Source organism: Bradyrhizobium campsiandrae, from assembly GCF_014529705.1.
GTDB lineage: Bacteria > Pseudomonadota > Alphaproteobacteria > Rhizobiales > Xanthobacteraceae > Bradyrhizobium > Bradyrhizobium campsiandrae.
Genome location: NZ_JAANIH010000083.1, coordinates 1 through 17,833 on the forward strand (window position 1 = coordinate 1; position 17,833 = coordinate 17,833).

17 protein-coding genes are annotated in these 17,833 nt (G+C 65.5%); 11 read left to right on the forward strand and 6 right to left on the reverse strand.

Going from position 1 to position 17,833, the window contains the following annotated elements; all coding sequences use genetic code 11:
- Nucleotides 1-639: lyase family protein (locus G8O24_RS37565; RefSeq protein WP_244646258.1), on the forward strand; the 639-nt coding region annotated here is incomplete at its 5' end.
- Between the two features lie 71 nt (nucleotides 640-710).
- On the opposite strand, the gene G8O24_RS37570 is transcribed toward G8O24_RS37565, so the two are convergent.
- Nucleotides 711-1,415 carry a L,D-transpeptidase gene (locus G8O24_RS37570; protein WP_188107556.1) on the reverse strand — a complete coding sequence of 235 codons (705 nt, stop codon included), beginning with the start codon at nucleotides 1,413-1,415 and terminating at the stop codon, nucleotides 711-713.
- Between the two features lie 275 nt (nucleotides 1,416-1,690).
- On the opposite strand from G8O24_RS37570, the gene G8O24_RS37575 reads away from it, so the two are divergent.
- The 3 genes from G8O24_RS37575 to G8O24_RS37585 all read left to right on the forward strand — a co-directional run bounded on the left by G8O24_RS37575 (nucleotide 1,691) and on the right by G8O24_RS37585 (nucleotide 4,276).
- Nucleotides 1,691-2,743, forward strand: a complete 1,053-nt coding sequence (locus G8O24_RS37575) for a glycosyltransferase family 4 protein (RefSeq protein ID WP_188107557.1) — start codon at nucleotides 1,691-1,693, stop codon at nucleotides 2,741-2,743.
- A gap of 32 nt (nucleotides 2,744-2,775) precedes the next feature.
- Nucleotides 2,776-3,465 (forward strand): class I SAM-dependent methyltransferase, encoded by a 690-nt coding sequence (locus G8O24_RS37580; RefSeq protein ID WP_188107558.1) that lies wholly within the window; start codon nucleotides 2,776-2,778, stop codon nucleotides 3,463-3,465.
- A gap of 151 nt (nucleotides 3,466-3,616) precedes the next feature.
- The gene (locus G8O24_RS37585) at nucleotides 3,617-4,276 is read left to right on the forward strand and encodes a hypothetical protein (protein ID WP_188107559.1); all 660 of its coding nucleotides are present in this window, start codon (nucleotides 3,617-3,619) and stop codon (nucleotides 4,274-4,276) included.
- A gap of 344 nt (nucleotides 4,277-4,620) precedes the next feature.
- On the opposite strand, the gene G8O24_RS37590 is transcribed toward G8O24_RS37585, so the two are convergent.
- On the reverse strand, nucleotides 4,621-6,285 hold the full coding sequence (locus G8O24_RS37590; protein ID WP_188107560.1) for an aminotransferase class III-fold pyridoxal phosphate-dependent enzyme: 1,665 nt from the start codon (nucleotides 6,283-6,285) through the stop codon (nucleotides 4,621-4,623).
- A gap of 35 nt (nucleotides 6,286-6,320) precedes the next feature.
- Here G8O24_RS37590 and asd point away from each other — a divergent pair, with 35 nt between their 5' ends.
- Complete coding sequence (asd, locus tag G8O24_RS37595; protein ID WP_188107561.1) at nucleotides 6,321-7,184, forward strand: archaetidylserine decarboxylase; 864 nt, start codon at nucleotides 6,321-6,323, stop codon at nucleotides 7,182-7,184.
- Nucleotides 7,185-7,253: 69 nt separating this feature from the next.
- Nucleotides 7,254-7,823 (forward strand): NUDIX hydrolase, encoded by a 570-nt coding sequence (locus G8O24_RS37600; protein WP_188107562.1) that lies wholly within the window; start codon nucleotides 7,254-7,256, stop codon nucleotides 7,821-7,823.
- 200 nt (nucleotides 7,824-8,023) lie between these two features.
- Here the strand turns inward: G8O24_RS37600 and G8O24_RS37605 are convergent, their stop codons facing one another.
- Both G8O24_RS37605 and G8O24_RS37610 read right to left on the reverse strand, forming a co-directional pair.
- Nucleotides 8,024-9,469: a FecR domain-containing protein gene (locus G8O24_RS37605; protein WP_188107585.1), complete on the reverse strand. Its 1,446-nt coding sequence runs from the start codon at nucleotides 9,467-9,469 to the stop codon at nucleotides 8,024-8,026.
- 187 nt (nucleotides 9,470-9,656) lie between these two features.
- Nucleotides 9,657-10,442: a DUF2147 domain-containing protein gene (locus G8O24_RS37610; RefSeq protein ID WP_188107563.1), complete on the reverse strand. Its 786-nt coding sequence runs from the start codon at nucleotides 10,440-10,442 to the stop codon at nucleotides 9,657-9,659.
- A 188-nt stretch (nucleotides 10,443-10,630) separates the two neighbouring features.
- Between G8O24_RS37610 and G8O24_RS37615 the strand changes: the two genes are divergently transcribed.
- The 3 genes from G8O24_RS37615 to G8O24_RS37625 all read left to right on the forward strand — a co-directional run bounded on the left by G8O24_RS37615 (nucleotide 10,631) and on the right by G8O24_RS37625 (nucleotide 13,379).
- A complete protein-coding gene (locus G8O24_RS37615; protein WP_188107564.1) occupies nucleotides 10,631-11,482 on the forward strand; it encodes a DUF2147 domain-containing protein in 852 nt (283 codons plus the stop codon).
- A gap of 88 nt (nucleotides 11,483-11,570) precedes the next feature.
- A complete protein-coding gene (locus tag G8O24_RS37620; RefSeq protein ID WP_188107565.1) occupies nucleotides 11,571-12,770 on the forward strand; it encodes an extensin family protein in 1,200 nt (399 codons plus the stop codon).
- Between the two features lie 18 nt (nucleotides 12,771-12,788).
- Nucleotides 12,789-13,379: a histidine phosphatase family protein gene (locus tag G8O24_RS37625; RefSeq protein WP_188107566.1), complete on the forward strand. Its 591-nt coding sequence runs from the start codon at nucleotides 12,789-12,791 to the stop codon at nucleotides 13,377-13,379.
- Between the two features lie 4 nt (nucleotides 13,380-13,383).
- On the opposite strand, the gene G8O24_RS37630 is transcribed toward G8O24_RS37625, so the two are convergent.
- A complete protein-coding gene (locus G8O24_RS37630; RefSeq protein WP_188107567.1) occupies nucleotides 13,384-13,737 on the reverse strand; it encodes a DUF6665 family protein in 354 nt (117 codons plus the stop codon).
- Nucleotides 13,738-13,792: 55 nt separating this feature from the next.
- Nucleotides 13,793-14,428, reverse strand: coding sequence for a TetR/AcrR family transcriptional regulator (locus G8O24_RS37635; protein WP_188107568.1), 636 nt, complete (start codon nucleotides 14,426-14,428; stop codon nucleotides 13,793-13,795).
- Nucleotides 14,429-14,625: 197 nt separating this feature from the next.
- Between G8O24_RS37635 and G8O24_RS37640 the strand changes: the two genes are divergently transcribed.
- Both G8O24_RS37640 and G8O24_RS37645 read left to right on the forward strand, forming a co-directional pair.
- Nucleotides 14,626-15,939: an HlyD family secretion protein gene (locus G8O24_RS37640; protein ID WP_188107569.1), complete on the forward strand. Its 1,314-nt coding sequence runs from the start codon at nucleotides 14,626-14,628 to the stop codon at nucleotides 15,937-15,939.
- Between the two features lie 31 nt (nucleotides 15,940-15,970).
- Nucleotides 15,971-17,557: a DHA2 family efflux MFS transporter permease subunit gene (locus G8O24_RS37645; RefSeq protein ID WP_188107570.1), complete on the forward strand. Its 1,587-nt coding sequence runs from the start codon at nucleotides 15,971-15,973 to the stop codon at nucleotides 17,555-17,557.
- Nucleotides 17,558-17,833: the final 276 nt, after the last annotated feature.

The window sequence follows — 17,833 nt, forward strand, 5'->3', positions numbered from 1 at the left end:
ATTGCGGAGGCGGTGACGCTGCTCGGCCTCATCACCGGAACGCTCGGCAAGATCGCCACCGACGTCATGCTGATGTGCGCGACCGAGTTCGGCGAACTGTCCGAACCCTTCGTTCATGGCCGCGGCGCGTCCTCGACCATGCCGCAGAAGCGCAACCCGATCTCCAGCGAACTGATGCTCGCCGCGGCAAAGGCCGTGCGCCAGCACGTCGCCACCATGCTCGACGGCATGATCCACGATTTCGAGCGTGCCACCGGTCCGTGGCATCTGGAATGGGTGTCGCTGCCGGAGAGCTTTCTGCTTACGGCGTCCTCGCTCGCGAACGCGAAATTCATGCTGGCCGGCCTCGTCGTGCATGAGAGCCGCATGCGCACCAATCTCGGCCTGACCCATGGTCTGATCGTCGCCGAAGCCGTGATGATGGCGGCGGCGCCGAAGCTCGGGCGGCAACACGCACATGACGTCGTGTACGATGCCTGCCGCAAGGCGATCGAGCAGGGTGGCGATCTCGCCGAGATCCTGTCCGGCGTCCCCGAGATCGTCACCGCGCTCGGCGGCCTCGATGCCATCCGCCGCCATTGCGATCCAGCCAATTATCTCGGCCTGTCCGGCCAGATGGTCGATCGCGTCTTGGGCTGAACCCTGTCGCCTCCAAGAAACGAAAAGGACCCGGCGAGACCGGGGCCTTTGTCTTCAATGTGTACCTCGCGTTACCGAAGTTCGGCGCGGCGCTCGGTCATCGGCAGCACGATCACCTTGGTGCCGACGCTGACGCGTGAGTAGAGGTCGGAGACGTCGTCATTGGTCAGGCGGATGCAGCCGGACGAGACGTGCTTGCCGATCGTATCGGGGGCGTTGGTGCCGTGGATGCGGTAGACGGTGCCGCCGAGATACATGGCGCGCGCGCCGAGCGGGTTGCCGGGGCCGCCGGCCATGTGGCGCGGCAGATAGGGTTGGCGCTGGATCATTTCCGGCGGCGGGGTCCAGTCCGGCCACTCGGCCTTCTTGGTCACCGACTGCGTGCCCGACCAGGTGAAGCCGTCGCGGCCGACGCCGATGCCGTAGCGAATCGCCTGACCGTTGCCGAGCACGTAATAGAGATAGGTATTCGGCGTATCGATGATGATGGTGCCCGGCGCTTCGCGCGTCGCATAGGAAACGGTCTGGCGGCGGAAGCGGGCCGGCGTCTCGACCGCGTCCTGATCCTCCGACGGCGCGGTCTGATAGGTCGGCGCAGAATAGGGCTGGTACGGCTGAATCGGCTGCGGCGCGGTCATCGTCGGCAGCGGCTGGAAGAACGGAAAGAGCTGCACGGGCGCAGCCTTGGCCGGGCCGGCACATGCGATTGCAGCAACTGCCACGGCACCGACAGCGGCGGCGCGCGAAAACGTCTTGAACGTGTCCAGATTGAACATTGGTCGCCCCTGTTTGCTCGGTGTTTCTTAGGTCACCCCGGCACCGTTTCGGTGCTCCGTTGCCTAAACTCCTAGCGGAAAGAAGTTTCGGGACGTTTGCTCGGAAAACCGAAAACGGTTTCATCCCGGCAAGGATTGTTTCATGACAGTTTCGTGGCCGGTCGCGTCCGTTAACAAACAAAACAGCGGGCCGACACTTCTGTGACGTCACACGCCTGAAATATCCGTGGTTGATGGTCCACAGCCGAGAATCATCAAACTCTCGGAATTTCCCCATGCGGGTATTAATCGCGACTGACGCCTGGCATCCGCAGGTTAACGGTGTGGTCCGGACGCTGACCTCGCTGGCGGCCGCCGCCAAGGCGCTCGATGTCGAGATCGACTTCCTGACGCCCGACGGCTTCAGGTCCTGGCCGCTGCCGACCTATCCGGGCATTCGCATTGCGCTGCCGAGCGGCAAGGAGATCGCGCGGCGGATCGAGAAGTGCGCACCTGAAGCCCTCCACATCGCCACCGAAGGCCCGATCGGCTGGGCCGCGCGGGCCTATTGCCGCCGCAACCGCCTTGCTTTCACCACCTCCTACACGACGCGCTTTCCGGAATACGTCTCGGTCCGGACCGGCATCCCCGATGCCGTCGGCTATGCCGTGCTGCGCCACTTCCACGATGCCGCCGCCATGACCATGGTGGCGACGCCGTCGCTGCGGCAGGAGCTTTCGGCGCGCGGCTTCAAGCGGCTCGGCTTCTGGGGGCGCGGCGTCGACACCGAGTTGTTCCATCCCGACAGTCCCGCGACGCTCGATCTGCCGCGTCCGATCTTCATGACCATGGGCCGGGTGGCCGTGGAGAAGAACCTCGAAGCGTTCCTCTCGCTCGATCTGCCCGGCACCAAGGTCGTCGTCGGCGACGGTCCGCAGAAGGCGGCGCTCGAGAAGAAATACCCCGATGTCGTCTTCCTTGGCGAGAAGAAGGGCGCGGATCTGACCGCGCATCTCGCCGCCGCCGACGTCTTCGTGTTCCCGAGCCTCACCGACACGTTCGGCGTGGTGCAGTTGGAGGCGCTCGCCTGCGGCACGCCGGTTGCGGCGTTTCCGGTGACCGGTCCGAAGGACGTCATCGCCGATCATCCGATCGGCGCGATCGACAACGATCTGCGCGCCGCCTGCCTGCGTGCGCTCACGATGTCGCGCGAGACCTGCCGTAACTTCGCGCTGGAGCGCTCCTGGGAGAACAGCGCGCGCCAGTTTGTCGGCAATCTCACCTCCCTCCAGCCCAGCCGCATCCTTCGCGCTTCGCCTCGCATGGCGCGGCGACCGGTGCGCGGCTGATCACACTTTGACCCACAGCGAGAACCTCATCGATGGCTAAGATCATGAACCTTGACGGCACCCAGCAGCTCGACCTCACCCGTGGCTCGGTCGAGCAGGCCTATGACCGCTGGGCGCCCGTCTACGATCTCGTGTTCGGGGGCGTGTTCGCCAAGGGCCGCGCGGCCGCGATCGCAGCCACCAACAAGATCGGCGGGCGCGTGCTCGAAGTCGGCGTCGGTACCGGCATCTCGCTGCCGCTCTATGCGCCGAACCTGCGCATCTTCGGCACCGACATTTCGGACGCGATGCTCGACAAGGCCCGCCGCCGCGTCAAGGAAGGCAATCTGAAGAACGTCGAGGGCCTCGCGGTGATGGATGCGGAGAAGCTCGAATTCCCCGACAATTCCTTCGATGTGGTGATGGCACAATATGTCGTCACCGCCGTGCCGAACCCGGAGAAGGCGCTGGACGAGTTCGCCCGCGTGCTGCGGCCGGGCGGCGAGCTGATCATCCTTACCCGCGTCAGCGCCGACACCGGCATGCGCCGCTTCATCGAGCAGAAGCTGCAGCCGGTGGTGCGTCCGCTCGGCTTCCGCACCGCCGAGTTCGCCTGGTCGCGCTATGCCAAATGGCTCGCCGGCGCCAAGGGCATGGAGCTCGCCGAGCGCCGCCTGATTCCGCCGCTCGGCCATTTCTCGCTGGTGCGCTTCCGCAAGGTCGACATCGCCAAGGCGGCCTGAGCAGGCCGTTGGAGCGGCGGCTCAGTCCGCCGCTCACGCGTTTGCGTGCGTCACCGCGTCGCTGCACATCGTCATATGACAAAATGATGATGTCACACGGCGGACATCGAATCTCTGTAAATCCTGAACCCGAAGCATTTTGGGGGAGAGCATGATCAAGAACTACCTCGAGCAGCTGCGGATCCAGCGCTGGGACGACCATCGTTATTATCACCACAGCCGCATCAATCAGAGCCTGCACTTCGTCAGCGCGCTGAGCTTTCTCTTCGCCTATGTCTGGCTGTTCGTCGATCCCATGATCTCGGCGCTGGTCGGCTGGCTGGTCTCGATGACCTCGCGCCAGGCCGGTCACTTCTTCTTCGAGCCGCATGATTACGATCACATCAACCAAGCGACGCACGAGTACAAGGAAGAGATCAAGGTCGGCTACAACCTGCAGCGCAAGGTCGTGCTGATGGCGATCTGGGCGTTCTCGCCGCTGGTGCTGTTCGTCGATCCCACTCTGTTCGGCCTGTTCACCCCCTGGGCCAATGCAACCGACTTTGTGCGCCAGGTTGCCAAGATCTGGCTGGTGGTCGGCGGCGGCGGCCTTCTGTTCCGCACCGTGCACCTGTTCTTCATCCGCGACGTCGAGACCGGTCTCGTCTGGATGACCAAGATCCTGACCGACCCCTTCCACGACCTGATGCTCTATCGCGGCGCTCCGCTCGCTTTGATGCGCGGCGAGTTGATGGACCCCGGCTTGCACCTTAACCCCGAGCACACGCTGGGCCTAATCTCCGAGCCCGTGCTCGAAGAGCAGCACGCCTGAGCGCGCTGTTCGCACCTTACACTCCGATGTCTGATGGTGACGTCATGCCCGGCCTCGTGCCGGGCATCCTTCTTTCGCCTCTCCCCGCGTGCGGGGAGAGGCCGGAGCTCATCGTAGATGCGGTCCGGGTGAGGGGGAGTCTCCGCGGGGGCGCGGCTAGTGATGTGTGCGCCAACTCTCGCCGCGCACGCGGAGAGTCCCCCTCACCCCAACCCTCTCAGCGCGAGCGAAGCTCGTCGCGACTCCGCATCCGCCTTCGCCAAGGCTTCGGCGGACAAGAGCGGGGAGAGGGGGAGGAGAGAGCTCGCCCCGGAATGACGGCGAATGCGGTTGGAGCGTTGGCCTCAGCGCCCGAAGCGCTTGGCCAGCATCTCTTTCAGGATCTGCCGCTTGATGGTCTTGTTGGTGAGCGCGCCATCGTGCCACCAGAAGCCATCGGCCTTCATCTTCTCGGCGGCGCGGACGAAGCGGTCGGCGACTTCAGCGAAATCGGCGTCGGTGTAGTTGAGGCTGAAGATCAATCGGCCGGTGCCGACCCAGCTCAGCGCCAGACCCTCGGCGCGCAGGTAATATTGCAGCATCCAATTGTAGCGCGACGGGGTGGTGTATTTCACCGTCCAGATCGACGAGAAATTGGCGAACTGCACCGGCAGTTCGGCGTCGGTCATCATCTTGTTGAGCTTTGCGACGCGGCCGTTCCAGGTCGCATCCAGACCGTCATAGATGGCGCGGAAGTTCGGCGAGGCGAGGCGGCTCAAAAACTCGTCCATCGCCGTCATGACGTAGGGATGCGAGTTGAAGGTGCCGCGGGCAAAGCAGATGTCGGCGGGACGATCGTCGCGGAAGCGGCGCATCAAGTCCTTCTTGCCGCAGACCACGCCGACCGGCAGACCGCCGGCGAGGCTCTTGCCGTAGGTCACCATGTCGGCCTTGACGCCGAAATATTCCTGGGCGCCGCCGGCAGCGAGACGGAAGCCGACGAAGACCTCGTCGAAGATCAAGACAATGCCACGCTCGGTGCAGACCTCGCGCAGCTTCTTCAGCCATTCGGTGTAGGCGGCGCGATCGAAATTGCCGCCACGGGACGAGTCCACCAGCGAGGAATCGCCGGGCGCGTTGACGTTCGGATGCAGCCCCTGCAGCGGATTGACCAGCACGCAGGCGATGTCCTTGCGCGTGCGCAGCACATGCAGCGTCTTCTCGGACATCTCGGAGAGGGTGTAGGTCTCGTGCGCGGCAATGGGATTGCCGACGCCGGGCTGCACGTCGCCCCACCAGCCGTGATAGGCGCCGGCGAAACGAACCAGATGGGTGCGCTTGGTGTGGTAGCGCGCCAGCCGCACGGCCTGCATCACGGCTTCGGTGCCGGACATGTGGAACGAGACTTCGTCAAGGCCCGAGATCTGGCAGAGCCGCTGCACGTTCTGCAGGATGACGGGGTGGTAGGGGCCGAGCACGGGGCCAAGCGCATGGGCGCGCTTCTCGGAGCCCTCGATGCACTCCTTGTAGAAATCGTTGCCGAAGATGTTGACGCCGTAGGATCCGGTGAGGTCGTAGGAGGTGTTGCCGTCGACATCGGTGACGGTGACGCCGCTCGAGGATTCCATGAAGGTCGAGGTGCCCAGATGCTCGCGCACGAGCCGCGAGAACTGGAACGGCACGCGATAGCTTTCGGTGAAGTTGAGGTCCGAGATCGTCTCGGCCGCCTCCTTCGTCATCGCGCGCCCCTTGGGGTAGCGCTCGGCGTAGATGCCAGCGAGGCGGAAGAAGGCCTCCTTGCGCTGCTTCACCACGACGTCAGGCGCGCCGTCGCAGCCGAAATATTTGTCGCCTTCGAATTCGTAGAAGGGCAGCAGCTTGGCCACCCGGCGCGACATCTTGGAGTGCCCGGCGAGCGAGCGGTGCTTGGCGCGGGACAATTCGACCCGCGCCTTGATCTTCGGAAGGACGGCGGCAGCGGACGCTGCGGCGGCCACGGACATCGAGAGAATCGGGAGTGTCGTTTCCATGACAACAAGCGCTAATACTGTGAGCTGACAGATTCATGACAGTCAAAGCCCTCATCGCCTCTTTCACCCAGCAGGAAGACCTCAACTTCCTGCTGACCAACCGCATCCCCCGCGCGGCGCTGACCCGCTTCATGGGCTGGTTCTCCAAGATCGAAAATCCGCTGGTGCGGGATTTCTCCATCGCGCTGTGGAAGCTGTTCTCCGACCTCGATCTGTCGGAGGCGCGCAAGACGCATTTCACGAGCCTGCACGATTGCTTCACGCGTGAGCTGAAGCCGGGCCTGCGTCCGTTTGATCCCGATCCTTCCCTGGTCGCAAGTCCCTCGGACGGCATCGTCGGCGCGCATGGCCGGATCGCGGATACCGAGCTGTTCCAGGTCAAGGGCGCGCCCTATTCGCTGCTCGACCTGCTTGGCGATCCGGCGCTGGTCGAGCAGCACCGCAACGGCAGCTTTGTCACGCTGCGGCTGACCTCGAGCATGTATCACCGCTTCCACGCGCCCTATGATGCGCATATCGAGCGGGTGACGCTGATCCATGGCGACGTCTGGAACGTCAACCCGATCGCGCTGAAGCGGGTAGAGCGGCTGTTCTGCAAGAACGAGCGGGCCGTGATCCGGACGCATTTGTCGACCGGCGAGGCGGTGACGCTGGTGCCGGTGGCCGCCATCCTGGTCGCCAGCATCCGCCTGCATTTCCTCGACATGGTGCTGAATGCGCAGACGCGGGGGCCGGTCAATTTCCCCTGCGACGTCAACGTCAGCAAGGGCGAGGAGCTCGGCTGGTTCGAGCACGGCTCGACCATCATCATCCTTGCGCCGGGCGACTTTTCGTTCTGCGACGGCGTCGCCGAGGGCACGCGCGTTCGTGCAGGTCAAGCACTCCTTCGCAGGACGTAGTCTTCATTCCGCCCCGTCGGGCGCCTATATCATTCGCGGGGACGAATCGAGGATACGACAGGATTTGCGATGGCGCGGGCGCCGGTGATGGCGGCGGGTGGTATTGTGCTGCGGCGTGGCGATGCGCCGCTGATCGCCATCGTGCGCCAGCGCAAGCGCAATGAATGGGTCTTGCCCAAGGGCAAGCTCGACGACGGCGAGACGCCGAAGGAGGCCGCGCATCGCGAGGTGCTGGAAGAGACCGGCCACGATGTCGTCGTGCACGAATTCCTGGGCACGCTCGTGTACCAGTCGGGAGGCCGCTCGAAAGCCGTGCATTTCTGGCGGATGGAGGCCGAGGGCGGTCCCGTTCGCAAGCTGATGAGCGACATCAAGGCGGTCGACTGGCTGACATTGGATGACGCGCTCGCGCGGCTGTCGCGCGAATATGAGCGCGCCTTCCTCACCCAGGTCGGTCCGATCGCGATCGCGGCGGCGGGGCTTGCGCCGTCACCCGTGCCCGAGCCGGCGCCAGTTCTGGCGGCCGATGAGGTCAATGCCGCCTTGCAGTCATTGACGCCGCCCGAGGCTGCTTCTGTCGACGAACTGCGGTACGGCGTGTTGCAAAAGGTGCGAGCCTGGCTACGCGGCGAGGCGTGAGGTTTGCTCATCGCGCCCACTGATAGGTGCATCCGCGCGTTGCTGCGGATGCTGGGACGTTCAATCTCTCCACGTTGTCATTGCGAGCGCAGGAATCGTAGGGTGGGCAAAGGCGCTCTTGCGCCGTGCCCACCACCTCTCTCGATCGCAACAGATGGGTGGGCACGCTTCGCTTTGCCCACCCTACTCTATTCTCCAATCTACCGCTTCTTCTTGTCCTTTGGCGGCAAGGCCGGCGCGGGTCGGCGCGGCGCGGCGGGGCGTTGTGCGCCGGGCAGGCGCTGCTGCAAGCCAGGCTGGCGCGGTGCGGCGCCTTGTTGCGGCTGGACAGTCGGCGGCGTGGCGGGCTGACCTGGCTGCAATCCGGTGCGCGGCGGCTGCGGCTGCGGTGTCGTGGCAGGCGGGGGCGCAACGGCTCCCGGCGCTTGCGGAGGTTGTCCGCTGCGGCGCGGCGGCGTCTGCGGCGCGGTGCCGGGCTGGGTGCCTTGTCCGGTGCGCGGCCGGCCGGCGGGCTGCGTCGGCCCCTGCTGGCCCTGACGCTGCGGACCCTGGCCCGCGCGCGGCGCGCCGGGTTGAGCGCCGCCCTGGCCTTGCCGCTGTGGCGGCTGCGTGCCCGGCGGCTGCTGGCCCGGACGGTTGTTCTGACCCGGCTGGCCGTTCGGCCGCTGCGGTTGCTGCTGGCCCGGAGCCGGATTCGGACGCAATTGCTGTTGCTGCGGCACCTGTGCCGGTCGCGGAATGCGGCTCACCGCTGCCGGATTGGCGCGGCGGAAGTCGCGCTGCTCGAGGACGATCTGGCGGCCGGTGGCCTGCGCCGCGTGCACCTGGCTGACGAAGCCGCGATCGCGCGCGATCTGCTGCGGCGGGATCGTGATCGGCACCGCGGCAAAGCGCATGCCGCCGGGACCGGCCGCACCCGGCCGGATCGCAAAGCCGCTCGATCCTTGCGTCAGCGCGCCGAGCCGCGTGCCGCTGGCGCGGTCGTTGACCTCGATATGGCCGACCCGGCCGTCGGCGTCGGGATAGAGCTTGATGTTGACGTTGCCGGCGCTGCTCGCGGCCGCGTTTTCGGGCACGTCGACGACGCCGGTGGTGCCGCGAATGCCGAGCGTTGCAGTCGGGGTTGCGATCTTCATGTCGCCGGTCTTCGCCACGGCTGCGGCGACGAAGGCGACCGTGCCCTTGCCGATGTCGAAGATCGCCGAATTCTGCTTGCCGCCGTCTTCATAGACGTAAGTGTCGATGGTGATCTTGGAGCTGGCGGACAGGTTGAAGGTGGTGGCATCGTTGAAGGTGATGCCAAGCGAGGAGCTCGATGACGTCTGCACGACGTCGTTGAGATAGATGTCGTCGCGCACTTTCAGCGGATACGAATTCTTGTCGCGGATCACGGTCGCGATCCCCGTGACGGTCGCAACATTGCCGATCGGCTCCACAGTCGCGGGTTGTGCATCGGCGGCCGGCGCGGGCGAGGCCGATGGCGCGGGGGAGGGGGCGGGCGTCGGCTGCGCTTGCGGCTGTGCTTGCGGTTGTACTTGGACTTGCGGCTGGGCTTGGGCGAGCTCGATCGTGTCGGATGCGCACGCGCCGGCCAGCGGCATCGCCAGCAGCGACAAAGCAAACACGAAGCGGCGCCAAGCCACCATCAATGCCACGAATGAGGTCCCGGTGAGAACGCGAGGCGAGATCGGTCGATATCAGCCGGAGATTGCTGAATGGCGGATGAACATCTGTCGCACGGGACGGGCGGACATTCAAACGCCACGTCCCTGAAACAGGGACGTGGCGCCATCATAAGAACAAGAAGGCTTGTCAGCCGCGATGCCTCCGGTGTCAGCTCACACGCTTCCAGGTCTGTCCGCCGCAGAACATGCCGCCGAAGGCGCAGCCCTGCACGCGCATCGCGTTGGGACCCTTCATCGCGATCGTCGAGTCGTAATTGCGACCGGAGTCGGGGTCGTGGATGCGGCCGCTCCACTTGGCGCCGTCGGGCTTCATGTTGATCAGGATCCGCTCATTGGTCTTCTCGGCATAGCCGCAAAGATTGGCGCCGCATTGTTCGACGCGGACATTGCCCTTGTTCTCTTCGGTGGCCCACACGCCGATCGGCGTGGTCGCGGCCTGCACGGGCGCGACAGGCGCGGGAGCCGGCGACGGCGCATAGGCAGGCGCTGCGACAACGGGCGCGGGCGCGGCAACTGGAGTCGGCGCTGCAACCGGCGCAGGCGCCGTGGTCGTGTCGACGGACGGCGCGGCGGCAATTGGTGCCGGCGCGACGGGAGCGGCGGCGGTCGGGGCTGCCGGGGCGGGCGCGAGCACGGGCGCCTGCGCGACCGGCTGCTGCTGCACCGGAGCCGGTTGTGCTGTCGTCGCAGGCGGCGTGGGGTCGTCGTCGTTCTTGGAGCCGCCAAGGCCGTTGAGATTGATGTTGTTCAGCCTGATCGGCTTGTTCGACAGGCCCGGCGCCACAATGGTGACGCAATCGAGCGAGGCGCAGTTGCGCGCCGTCTCGATGCGAATGCGCTGGCCTTCGATCTCGAATGACAGCGAATTGCCGGCATGCGCGGCGGCGGTCGACGCCAGCAAGAGAGCGGCGGCGGCGATGGTGAGCTTGTTCATGACAACCTCCGAAATGGCGTGGGTCCCGAGATGGACTGAAGTCGGTCGTGGACCGGATGTGGTTCGACCCTATGCCGATGCCGAGGCGCCTTCTGTGATGGACCTCACAACGGCGGCCTGGGTGAGCCGGCGCACATTCAGCCGGTCCTTCTGCGCGTAGCTTCCTCGCGACTGGGAGGGAGAGGTCGATGAAGCGGCTTGCGATTTTGTTCGGTCCATTGATCGCATGGACGGCGATCGTGCCCTCGGCACGGGCTGCTTCGTACACCTTCACGATCGGCGGCCACCGGTTCCACGTCGAAGCCGCGCGCAACTGCCGATCAACGTCTTGTGTTTCGGTTTCAAGCCGAACCTCGTGGACGACCGACGCTGTCGGCACGACATCGGCCCCGCCGCCCGCGCCCGTGGTCCAGGTGCCACAACCGGTTTATCCAATTGCTCCCGTCAGGCCGGCGCAAGCGACGATCGTCGCGCCACCCGCCCTCGTCCTTGCCGCCACGACCTCGCAGCCGGCCGCGCCACCAGCGCCACAGCTCGAGACGCTGAGCCCCACTCCGCCACGCCTTGAGCTGTCACGCCTGGATCCACCGAAGACGCTCGCCCCGCCGCCGCCCGAGCCGCCGGTCGCCAATCCGGACCCCAGGCTCCAACCGGCCGCAAACGTCGCGCCGCGAAGCGACGACGAGCAGGCCTATCTGCCGCTCGGCGAATGGGAGAGCGACGGTGCCAAGGGCACGGTGCGCATCGAACGCTGCGGCCCCGCGCTGTGCGGTTTCGCACTGACCGAGACGTCCGCTCGCGGCGAGAGCGTGCTGGTCAACATGAAGCCGAAAGCGCATGACGTCTGGACCGGCAGCATCTACAGCCGCTCCAGCGGCAATACCTATTATGCGACGATGAGGCTGAAGAGCCGCCGCACGCTCTACGTCGAAGCCTGCGCACTCGGCCGCTTCTGGTGCTCCGGCAATGACTGGACCCGGATCGAGGCGCGGCCGGATCCGTTGATCGCGACGTCGCGGCAGTGGGGCGCGCGGTCGTGAACGAAGCAAGACGCAGCTCGGATGGTTAAGGAAAGCTGAAAACGACACGTTGAAGAGTCTTTAAGTAAATTCACCGAACCTGCCGCGCATGACGCGCGGAGTTCGTTTGTATCTCGTCGGCTCCATCGTCCTTGTATCGCTCGCGGGGTGCGGACGCGGCTTGTTCCAGGCCGAACGTGAACCGTGGCGGGCCGAGGCCGAAGCGGCGTGCCTGAAATCGGGCGCCGTGAAAGAGAGTGCGGACATTGTCCGGATCGAACCGATCTCCGGCCCCGGCGCGTGCGGCGCCGAATTTCCGCTGAAGGTTGCGGCGATCGGCGAAGCCTCGTCGAGCTACGGCTTCGCCGACGAGGAGCTGCGCCCGCCCGGCACTATCGGCAACCAGCCGCGCTGGCCGGTGAGCCGGCCGCAACCGAACACTCCGGCACCCGGCTATCCGCAACGCTCGAACTATCCTGAAAGCGCGGTGAGGCAGCCTGCCGGCTATGGCACCGCGTCCGGTCCGGTGTCGCTCAGCGCGCCCGGCGTGGCGCCGCAGGACGATGAGATCGACCTGCCGCCCGACGGCACCGATGCCGCAGGCGCGGCGCGCTACATGAATGCGCCGAGCTATCCGGCGCGCCAGCCCGGTCCGGCGCCGTATTCGCAGGCGCCCGCGCAACCGCCGCTGCCGCGGCTTGGTCCCGCGCAGGGCAATCCCGTTGCCGCGGTCGGCCCGGTCGCGGTGAAGCCGACGGCGACGCTGGCCTGTCCGATCGTGTCCGAGCTCGATCGCTGGTTCGCCGACACCGTGCAGCCGTCGGCGATGCGCTGGTTCGGCCAGCGCGTGGTCGAGATCAAGCAGATCTCCGCCTATTCCTGCCGCGGCATGAACGGCAATCCGCACGCCCATATCTCCGAGCACGCCTTCGGCAATGCGCTCGATGTCGCCGGCTTCGTGCTCGCCGACGGTCGCCGCATCTCGGTCAAGGATGGTTGGCGTGGCCTGCCCGAGGAGCAGGGCTTCCTGCGCGACGTCCAATCCGGCGCTTGCGCGCATTTCACCACCGTGCTGGCACCGGGCTCGAACGTCTATCACTACGATCACATCCACGTCGATCTGATGCGCCGCGCCAGCCGCCGCCTGATCTGCCAGCCGGCCGCAGTGTCCGGCGAAGAGGTGGCCGCGCGCGCAGGTGGCCGCAGCCCCTATGCGAACAATCGCGATCCCTACGTGACCGGCGCGCTCGGCGCGCACAAGAGCAAGCGCGAGAAGGTCAACGAGGAAGACGAGTTCTCGGACGACTAGCCAGATCCGACTTCAGAGATGCCCACCGACATCGTCCGCTATCTCACCCATCCGCAGGTGCAAATCGACCCTGACGTGCCGGTGCCGCAATGGGGCCTGAGCCCGGTCGGTCGCGCGCGGACCGAGGCCATCGCGAGCGCCACTTGGCTTGCGCACACCACGCAGATCGTCTCCAGCGGCGAGCGCAAGGCGATCGAGACGGCGGAGATCATCGCTCGCAAGCTCGGCCTGATGATCGAGATCCGCGAGGCCATGCATGAGAACGATCGCTCGGCGACGGGCTTTCTGGAGCCGGCCGAGTTCGAAGCGGTCGCCGATCGGTTTTTCGCGGAGCCGCAGCTCAGCGTCCGCGGCTGGGAGCGCGCGATCGATGCACAGGCGCGCATCGTCCGCGAGGCCGATGCGGTGCTGGCGCGCAGCCGGCCCGGCGATATTCTCTTCGTCGGCCACGGCGCCATCGGCACGCTGTTGTTCTGCCATCATGCCGGCCTTGCCATCGACCGCGCCCACGATCAACCCGCAGGCGGCGGCCATGTCTTCGCCCTCACGTGCGACACGCGGCAGGTCCTGCATGGCTGGCGCAAGATGGAAGACGCTCTGCCGGGCTAGTGCATCACTTCGATGTCGGCCTCGACGTCGGCGGCGCCAGCCCCATGCAGCGCTGTACCTCGGCCGGGACGTTGTAGGTCCGCATGATATGCCGGCTGTCGCGCAGGCCCGTCGCCTCGCGTTGCACGACGAACATCCATAGCGCCTGGCCGGCCTCCATCACCAGCTTGCGCCGCGCCGGCTGCATCGCGGCTGGCGTCTCCGAGGACGACCCCGAGGTTTCCTGGGCGGCGTCGAATTCGCGCAGTCGCGTGAGCGCCTGTTCGAGCGTGCGGCCCATTCGTCCAAGCGCGGAGGCCTGCTCCTGGACGATCTCGTAATGCAGGATATCGACCGGCGGGCGAAGATCACGGGGCATGGCACCCAATATAGTGCGGCGCGAACCGCAGGCGCAACGCGTGGCCCGCTTCCGCTCACTTCGCCTTGTACGCGGCCAGGAACATCCGCGTCGCGCTGTCGATCACTTCCGTTATGCGCTCTTCCGACGGCGGGGGCGCGGCCTGGAAGACGAAGGGCAGGAAGAGGGAAGCCTTGCACAGTTCCATGAACTGCGACGCCGCAAGGTCGCAATCGTCGATCTTGAGATCGCCGGAGGCGACATGGGCTTTGAGATATTCCGACAGCCGGTTGATGGTCTTGTCCAGCACGCGCAGATAATAGCGGCGGCCGACGTCGGGCATGCGTTCGGCAATCGCCATCACGGTGCGGATCGCAGATCCGCCGCCCGGCCGGCACAGCAGATGAAGATAGGCCTGGCCGAAATCCTTCAGCGTGGTCTCGGCATCGCGGGCGGGGTCGAAATTGAACACGACCTGGCCGTGAAACAGCGCCTCTTCCTCGAGGATCGCTTCGAACAGCGCGCTCTTGTCGGCGAAGTAGACGTAAAGGGTGCCTTTGGAGACGCCGGCCGCCCGCGCGATCTCGCCCATGCTGGCCCCGTCAAAACCCAGGTCCATGAACACCTTACGGGCGCCAGCCAGGATCTGGCGGCGCTTGGAGCTGTCCTCCTCTTGGACGACGTGCAGAGGTTCGCGACCGGCTACAACCATTGGTTCAGCGTCTCGGAAGGTTTTCGGAACGAGGTCCAAGCATGAAACCTAAATAAAGGATTCGGACCAGTAGGGTCACGCCCGGGAATATTGAGTATATTGACCGAACCGTTCGGTCAATGATATTTGGGATGGGCGAGCGGGATTGCGGCTGCGCGACAGCTGCCCCGGGTCGCATTTTTATTGGGGAGGCCTTTATGGCCATATCGAGAGACCAGGCTGCGCGCGTCCTTCGCCAGGAAGCGGTGGAGACCACGTCGGCGAACGGTGATGCTGCGACCGGGACATCCGCAGTCCTCGCCGAGCAGCTGCGCTCTCACGTGGCCGAAGAGAGCAAGCGCCGCACCAGCGAGGCGCCGGAGAAGCCCGTGACCGGCCAGCCGGCTCCTCCTGCATCCGCCCCCGGCGCGGCCGCGCCAAAATCCGGCAAGCGTAAATTCGTCATGATGGGCATCGGCCTCGTGCTGGCGCTCGCGGCGGCGAGCTATGCCGGCTACTATACGCTGGTCGGCCGTTTCTATGTCTCGACCGACGACGCCTATGTGCGCGCCAACAACACCATGCTGGGTGCGCGTGTCGCCGGCCACATCTCCTCGATCCTCGCAGGAGACAACACGCTGGTGCATGCCGGCGACACCATCCTGCGCATCGACGACGGCGACTACAAGATCGCGGTCGACGCCGCTGCAACCCGGATCGGGACCCAGCAGGCCACCATCGATCGTATCGGTCGCCAGATCGCGGCGCTCGACAGCCAGGTCGTGCAGGCCAAGGCGCAGCTGGTCTCGGCGGAAGCCGGCCTCAAGCGTGCCGATCTCGACTATGAGCGCCAGCAGGCGCTGAGCAGCAAGGGCTTTGCCTCGCGCGCCACGTTCGAAACCTCGGAAGCCGGCCGCGACCAGGGCGCCGCCGCAGTCAAGGCTGCGCAGGCCGCCTATGATGTGGCGGTCAGCAATGTCGACGTTGCCAAGGCCCAGCAGGCCGAAGCCCAGGCCCAGCTCGCCGAGCTCAAGACCACGCTGGCCAAGGCCGAGCGTGATCTTGCCTTCACGTCGGTGCGCGCGCCGGTCGACGGCATCTTCTCCAACCGTCTCGTCAACGCCGGCGACTTCGTTGCGGTCGGCCAGCGCCTCGGCAACGTCGTGCCGCTCGACGACGTCTATATCGACGCCAATTTCAAGGAAACCCAGCTCAAGCGCATCCGTCCCGGCCAGTCGGTGACGATCAAGGTCGATGCTTACGGCATGCGCAAATTCTCCGGCGTGGTCGACAGCATCGCTGCCGGCGCGGGCTCGGTGTTCACGCTGCTGCCGCCCGACAACGCCACCGGCAACTTCACCAAGATCGTGCAGCGCGTGCCGGTTCGCATCCGTGTGCCGAAATCCGTCGCGAAGCAGAACCTGCTCCGCGCCGGCATGTCGGTCTACGCAACCGTCGACACCAACAAGGGTGCGGCCGACGCCGACAGCGAAATCGATCTCGACGACCCCACCATGATCCATCCGCAGTAGGCGCGTCCCTCAAGCGCTGCGAGGTCAGACCATGGCGAACGCCACGACTGCTTCACCTGCCATGATGGCAAACCCCGCTTCGGAGCACATCGCGCCGAAGCGGTTGTTCGCCTTCATCATCATGGTGTTCGGGATGTTCATGTCGATCCTGGACATCCAGATCGTCTCGGCCTCCTTGAGCGAAATCCAGGCCGGCCTGTCGGCCAGCTCCAGCGAGGTCTCCTGGGTCCAGACCGCCTATCTGATCGCCGAGGTGATCGCGATCCCGCTCTCCGGATTCCTCTCGCGCGCCTTCGGCACGCGTCTGTTGTTTGCGATCTCGGCGGCGGGCTTCACGGTTTCGAGCCTGCTCTGCGGCTTCGCCACCACCATCGAGGAGATGATCCTCTGGCGCGCGCTGCAGGGCTTTCTCGGCGCCGGCATGATCCCGACGGTGTTCGCCTCCGCCTACACCGTGTTCCCGCGTTCGAAATTCAACATCGTCGGCCCCATCATCGGGCTTGTTGCGACGCTGGCGCCGACCATCGGCCCGACGGTCGGCGGCTACATCACCGATCTGATGTCGTGGAACTGGCTGTTCTTCATCAACGTCGTGCCCGGTATCGGCATTACTCTCGGCGTGTGGGCGCTGGTCGATTTTGACGAACCGCATTTCGAGCTGCTCGATCGCTTCGACTGGTGGGGACTGATCTTCATGGCCGGCTTCCTCGGCACGCTGGAATATGTGCTGGAGGAAGGCCCGCAATATGAATGGCTGCAGGACACGTCGGTAGCGTTCTGCGCCGGGATCTGCGCCGTCTCGGCGATTGCCTTCTTCGTGCGTGTCTTCACGGCGGCCGAGCCGATCGTCAACCTGCGCACCTTCTCCGATCGGAATTTCGCCGTCGGCTGCACGCTGCAATTCTGCATCGGCATCGGCCTCTACGGCCTGACCTATATCTACCCGCGCTATCTCGCCGAGGTGCGCGGCTACAGCGCGCTGATGATCGGCGAGACCATGTTCGTCTCCGGCGTCACCATGTTCCTCGCGGCGCCGCTGGTCGGGCGTCTGATGGCGAAGGTCGACATGCGCTACATGGTCGCGTTCGGCCTGATCGTGTTCGCGCTGGGCTCCTACCAGATGACCTGGATCACCCGCGACTACGATTTCTACGAGCTGCTGATCCCGCAGATCCTGCGCGGCGTCGGCATGATGTTCGCGATGGTGCCGACCAACAACATCGCGCTCGGCACGCTGCCGCCGGAACGGGTGAAGAACGCCTCGGGCCTGTTCAACCTGATGCGCAATCTCGGGGGCGCGGTCGGGCTCGCCGTCATCAACACCGTGCTCAACGACCGCACCGACCTGCACATTACCCGCCTGCAGGAGCGCGTGACCTGGGGCAACGCCACGGCGACCGAAACCCTGACCATGCTCCAGCAGAAGTTCCAGGGGCTCGGCGATTCCACGCTGATGGCGATGAAGCAGCTCAGCCAGATCGTGCACCGCCAGGCGACCGTGATGAGCTTCGGCGATGCGTTCTTCGTGCTGACGCTGTTCTATCTCGGCCTCAGCCTGCTGGTGACGCTGCTCAAGAAGCCGGCCTCGCCATTCGGCGCCGGCGGCGACGCGCACTGACGCGACGCGATTGGTTTGACTGGCCCGCTGGACCAGACGACCCTGCGCACCAAAATGCAACACTCGCGCGTGATCTCGCGCGAGCCCCGTTGCAAATAGCCAGCGACACATCTATAAAGCGCACCTCATTCAATCGAACCGGGGAGATTTGCATGATTTCGTCGCATTCGCAGATCGTACGCCCGCGCTCGATGATTTTCTGGCTCGGTATGTACGCGGCCTGCTAGAGGCCTCCTCCGCCAGTTTCGACCGGGCCAAAGGCCCCGATCGCTCAAC

Excerpts from the sequence above, each read along its gene's own strand:
- G8O24_RS37625 (WP_188107566.1), top strand. The coding sequence starts at position 12,789 with ATGCCCACCGACATCGTCCGCTATCTCACCCATCCGCAGGTGCAAATC.
- G8O24_RS37585 (WP_188107559.1), top strand. The coding sequence starts at position 3,617 with ATGATCAAGAACTACCTCGAGCAGCTGCGGATCCAGCGCTGGGACGAC.
- G8O24_RS37580 (WP_188107558.1), top strand. The coding sequence starts at position 2,776 with ATGGCTAAGATCATGAACCTTGACGGCACCCAGCAGCTCGACCTCACC.
- G8O24_RS37590 (WP_188107560.1), bottom strand. The coding sequence starts at position 6,285 with ATGGAAACGACACTCCCGATTCTCTCGATGTCCGTGGCCGCCGCAGCG.
- G8O24_RS37630 (WP_188107567.1), bottom strand. The coding sequence starts at position 13,737 with ATGCCCCGTGATCTTCGCCCGCCGGTCGATATCCTGCATTACGAGATC.
- G8O24_RS37600 (WP_188107562.1), top strand. The coding sequence starts at position 7,254 with ATGGCGCGGGCGCCGGTGATGGCGGCGGGTGGTATTGTGCTGCGGCGT.
- G8O24_RS37610 (WP_188107563.1), bottom strand. The coding sequence starts at position 10,442 with ATGAACAAGCTCACCATCGCCGCCGCCGCTCTCTTGCTGGCGTCGACC.
- G8O24_RS37615 (WP_188107564.1), top strand. The coding sequence starts at position 10,631 with ATGAAGCGGCTTGCGATTTTGTTCGGTCCATTGATCGCATGGACGGCG.
- G8O24_RS37575 (WP_188107557.1), top strand. The coding sequence starts at position 1,691 with ATGCGGGTATTAATCGCGACTGACGCCTGGCATCCGCAGGTTAACGGT.
- G8O24_RS37640 (WP_188107569.1), top strand. The coding sequence starts at position 14,626 with ATGGCCATATCGAGAGACCAGGCTGCGCGCGTCCTTCGCCAGGAAGCG.
- asd (WP_188107561.1), top strand. The coding sequence starts at position 6,321 with ATGACAGTCAAAGCCCTCATCGCCTCTTTCACCCAGCAGGAAGACCTC.
- G8O24_RS37605 (WP_188107585.1), bottom strand. The coding sequence starts at position 9,469 with ATGGTGGCTTGGCGCCGCTTCGTGTTTGCTTTGTCGCTGCTGGCGATG.
- G8O24_RS37620 (WP_188107565.1), top strand. The coding sequence starts at position 11,571 with ATGACGCGCGGAGTTCGTTTGTATCTCGTCGGCTCCATCGTCCTTGTA.
- G8O24_RS37635 (WP_188107568.1), bottom strand. The coding sequence starts at position 14,428 with ATGGTTGTAGCCGGTCGCGAACCTCTGCACGTCGTCCAAGAGGAGGAC.
- G8O24_RS37645 (WP_188107570.1), top strand. The coding sequence starts at position 15,971 with ATGGCGAACGCCACGACTGCTTCACCTGCCATGATGGCAAACCCCGCT.
- G8O24_RS37570 (WP_188107556.1), bottom strand. The coding sequence starts at position 1,415 with ATGTTCAATCTGGACACGTTCAAGACGTTTTCGCGCGCCGCCGCTGTC.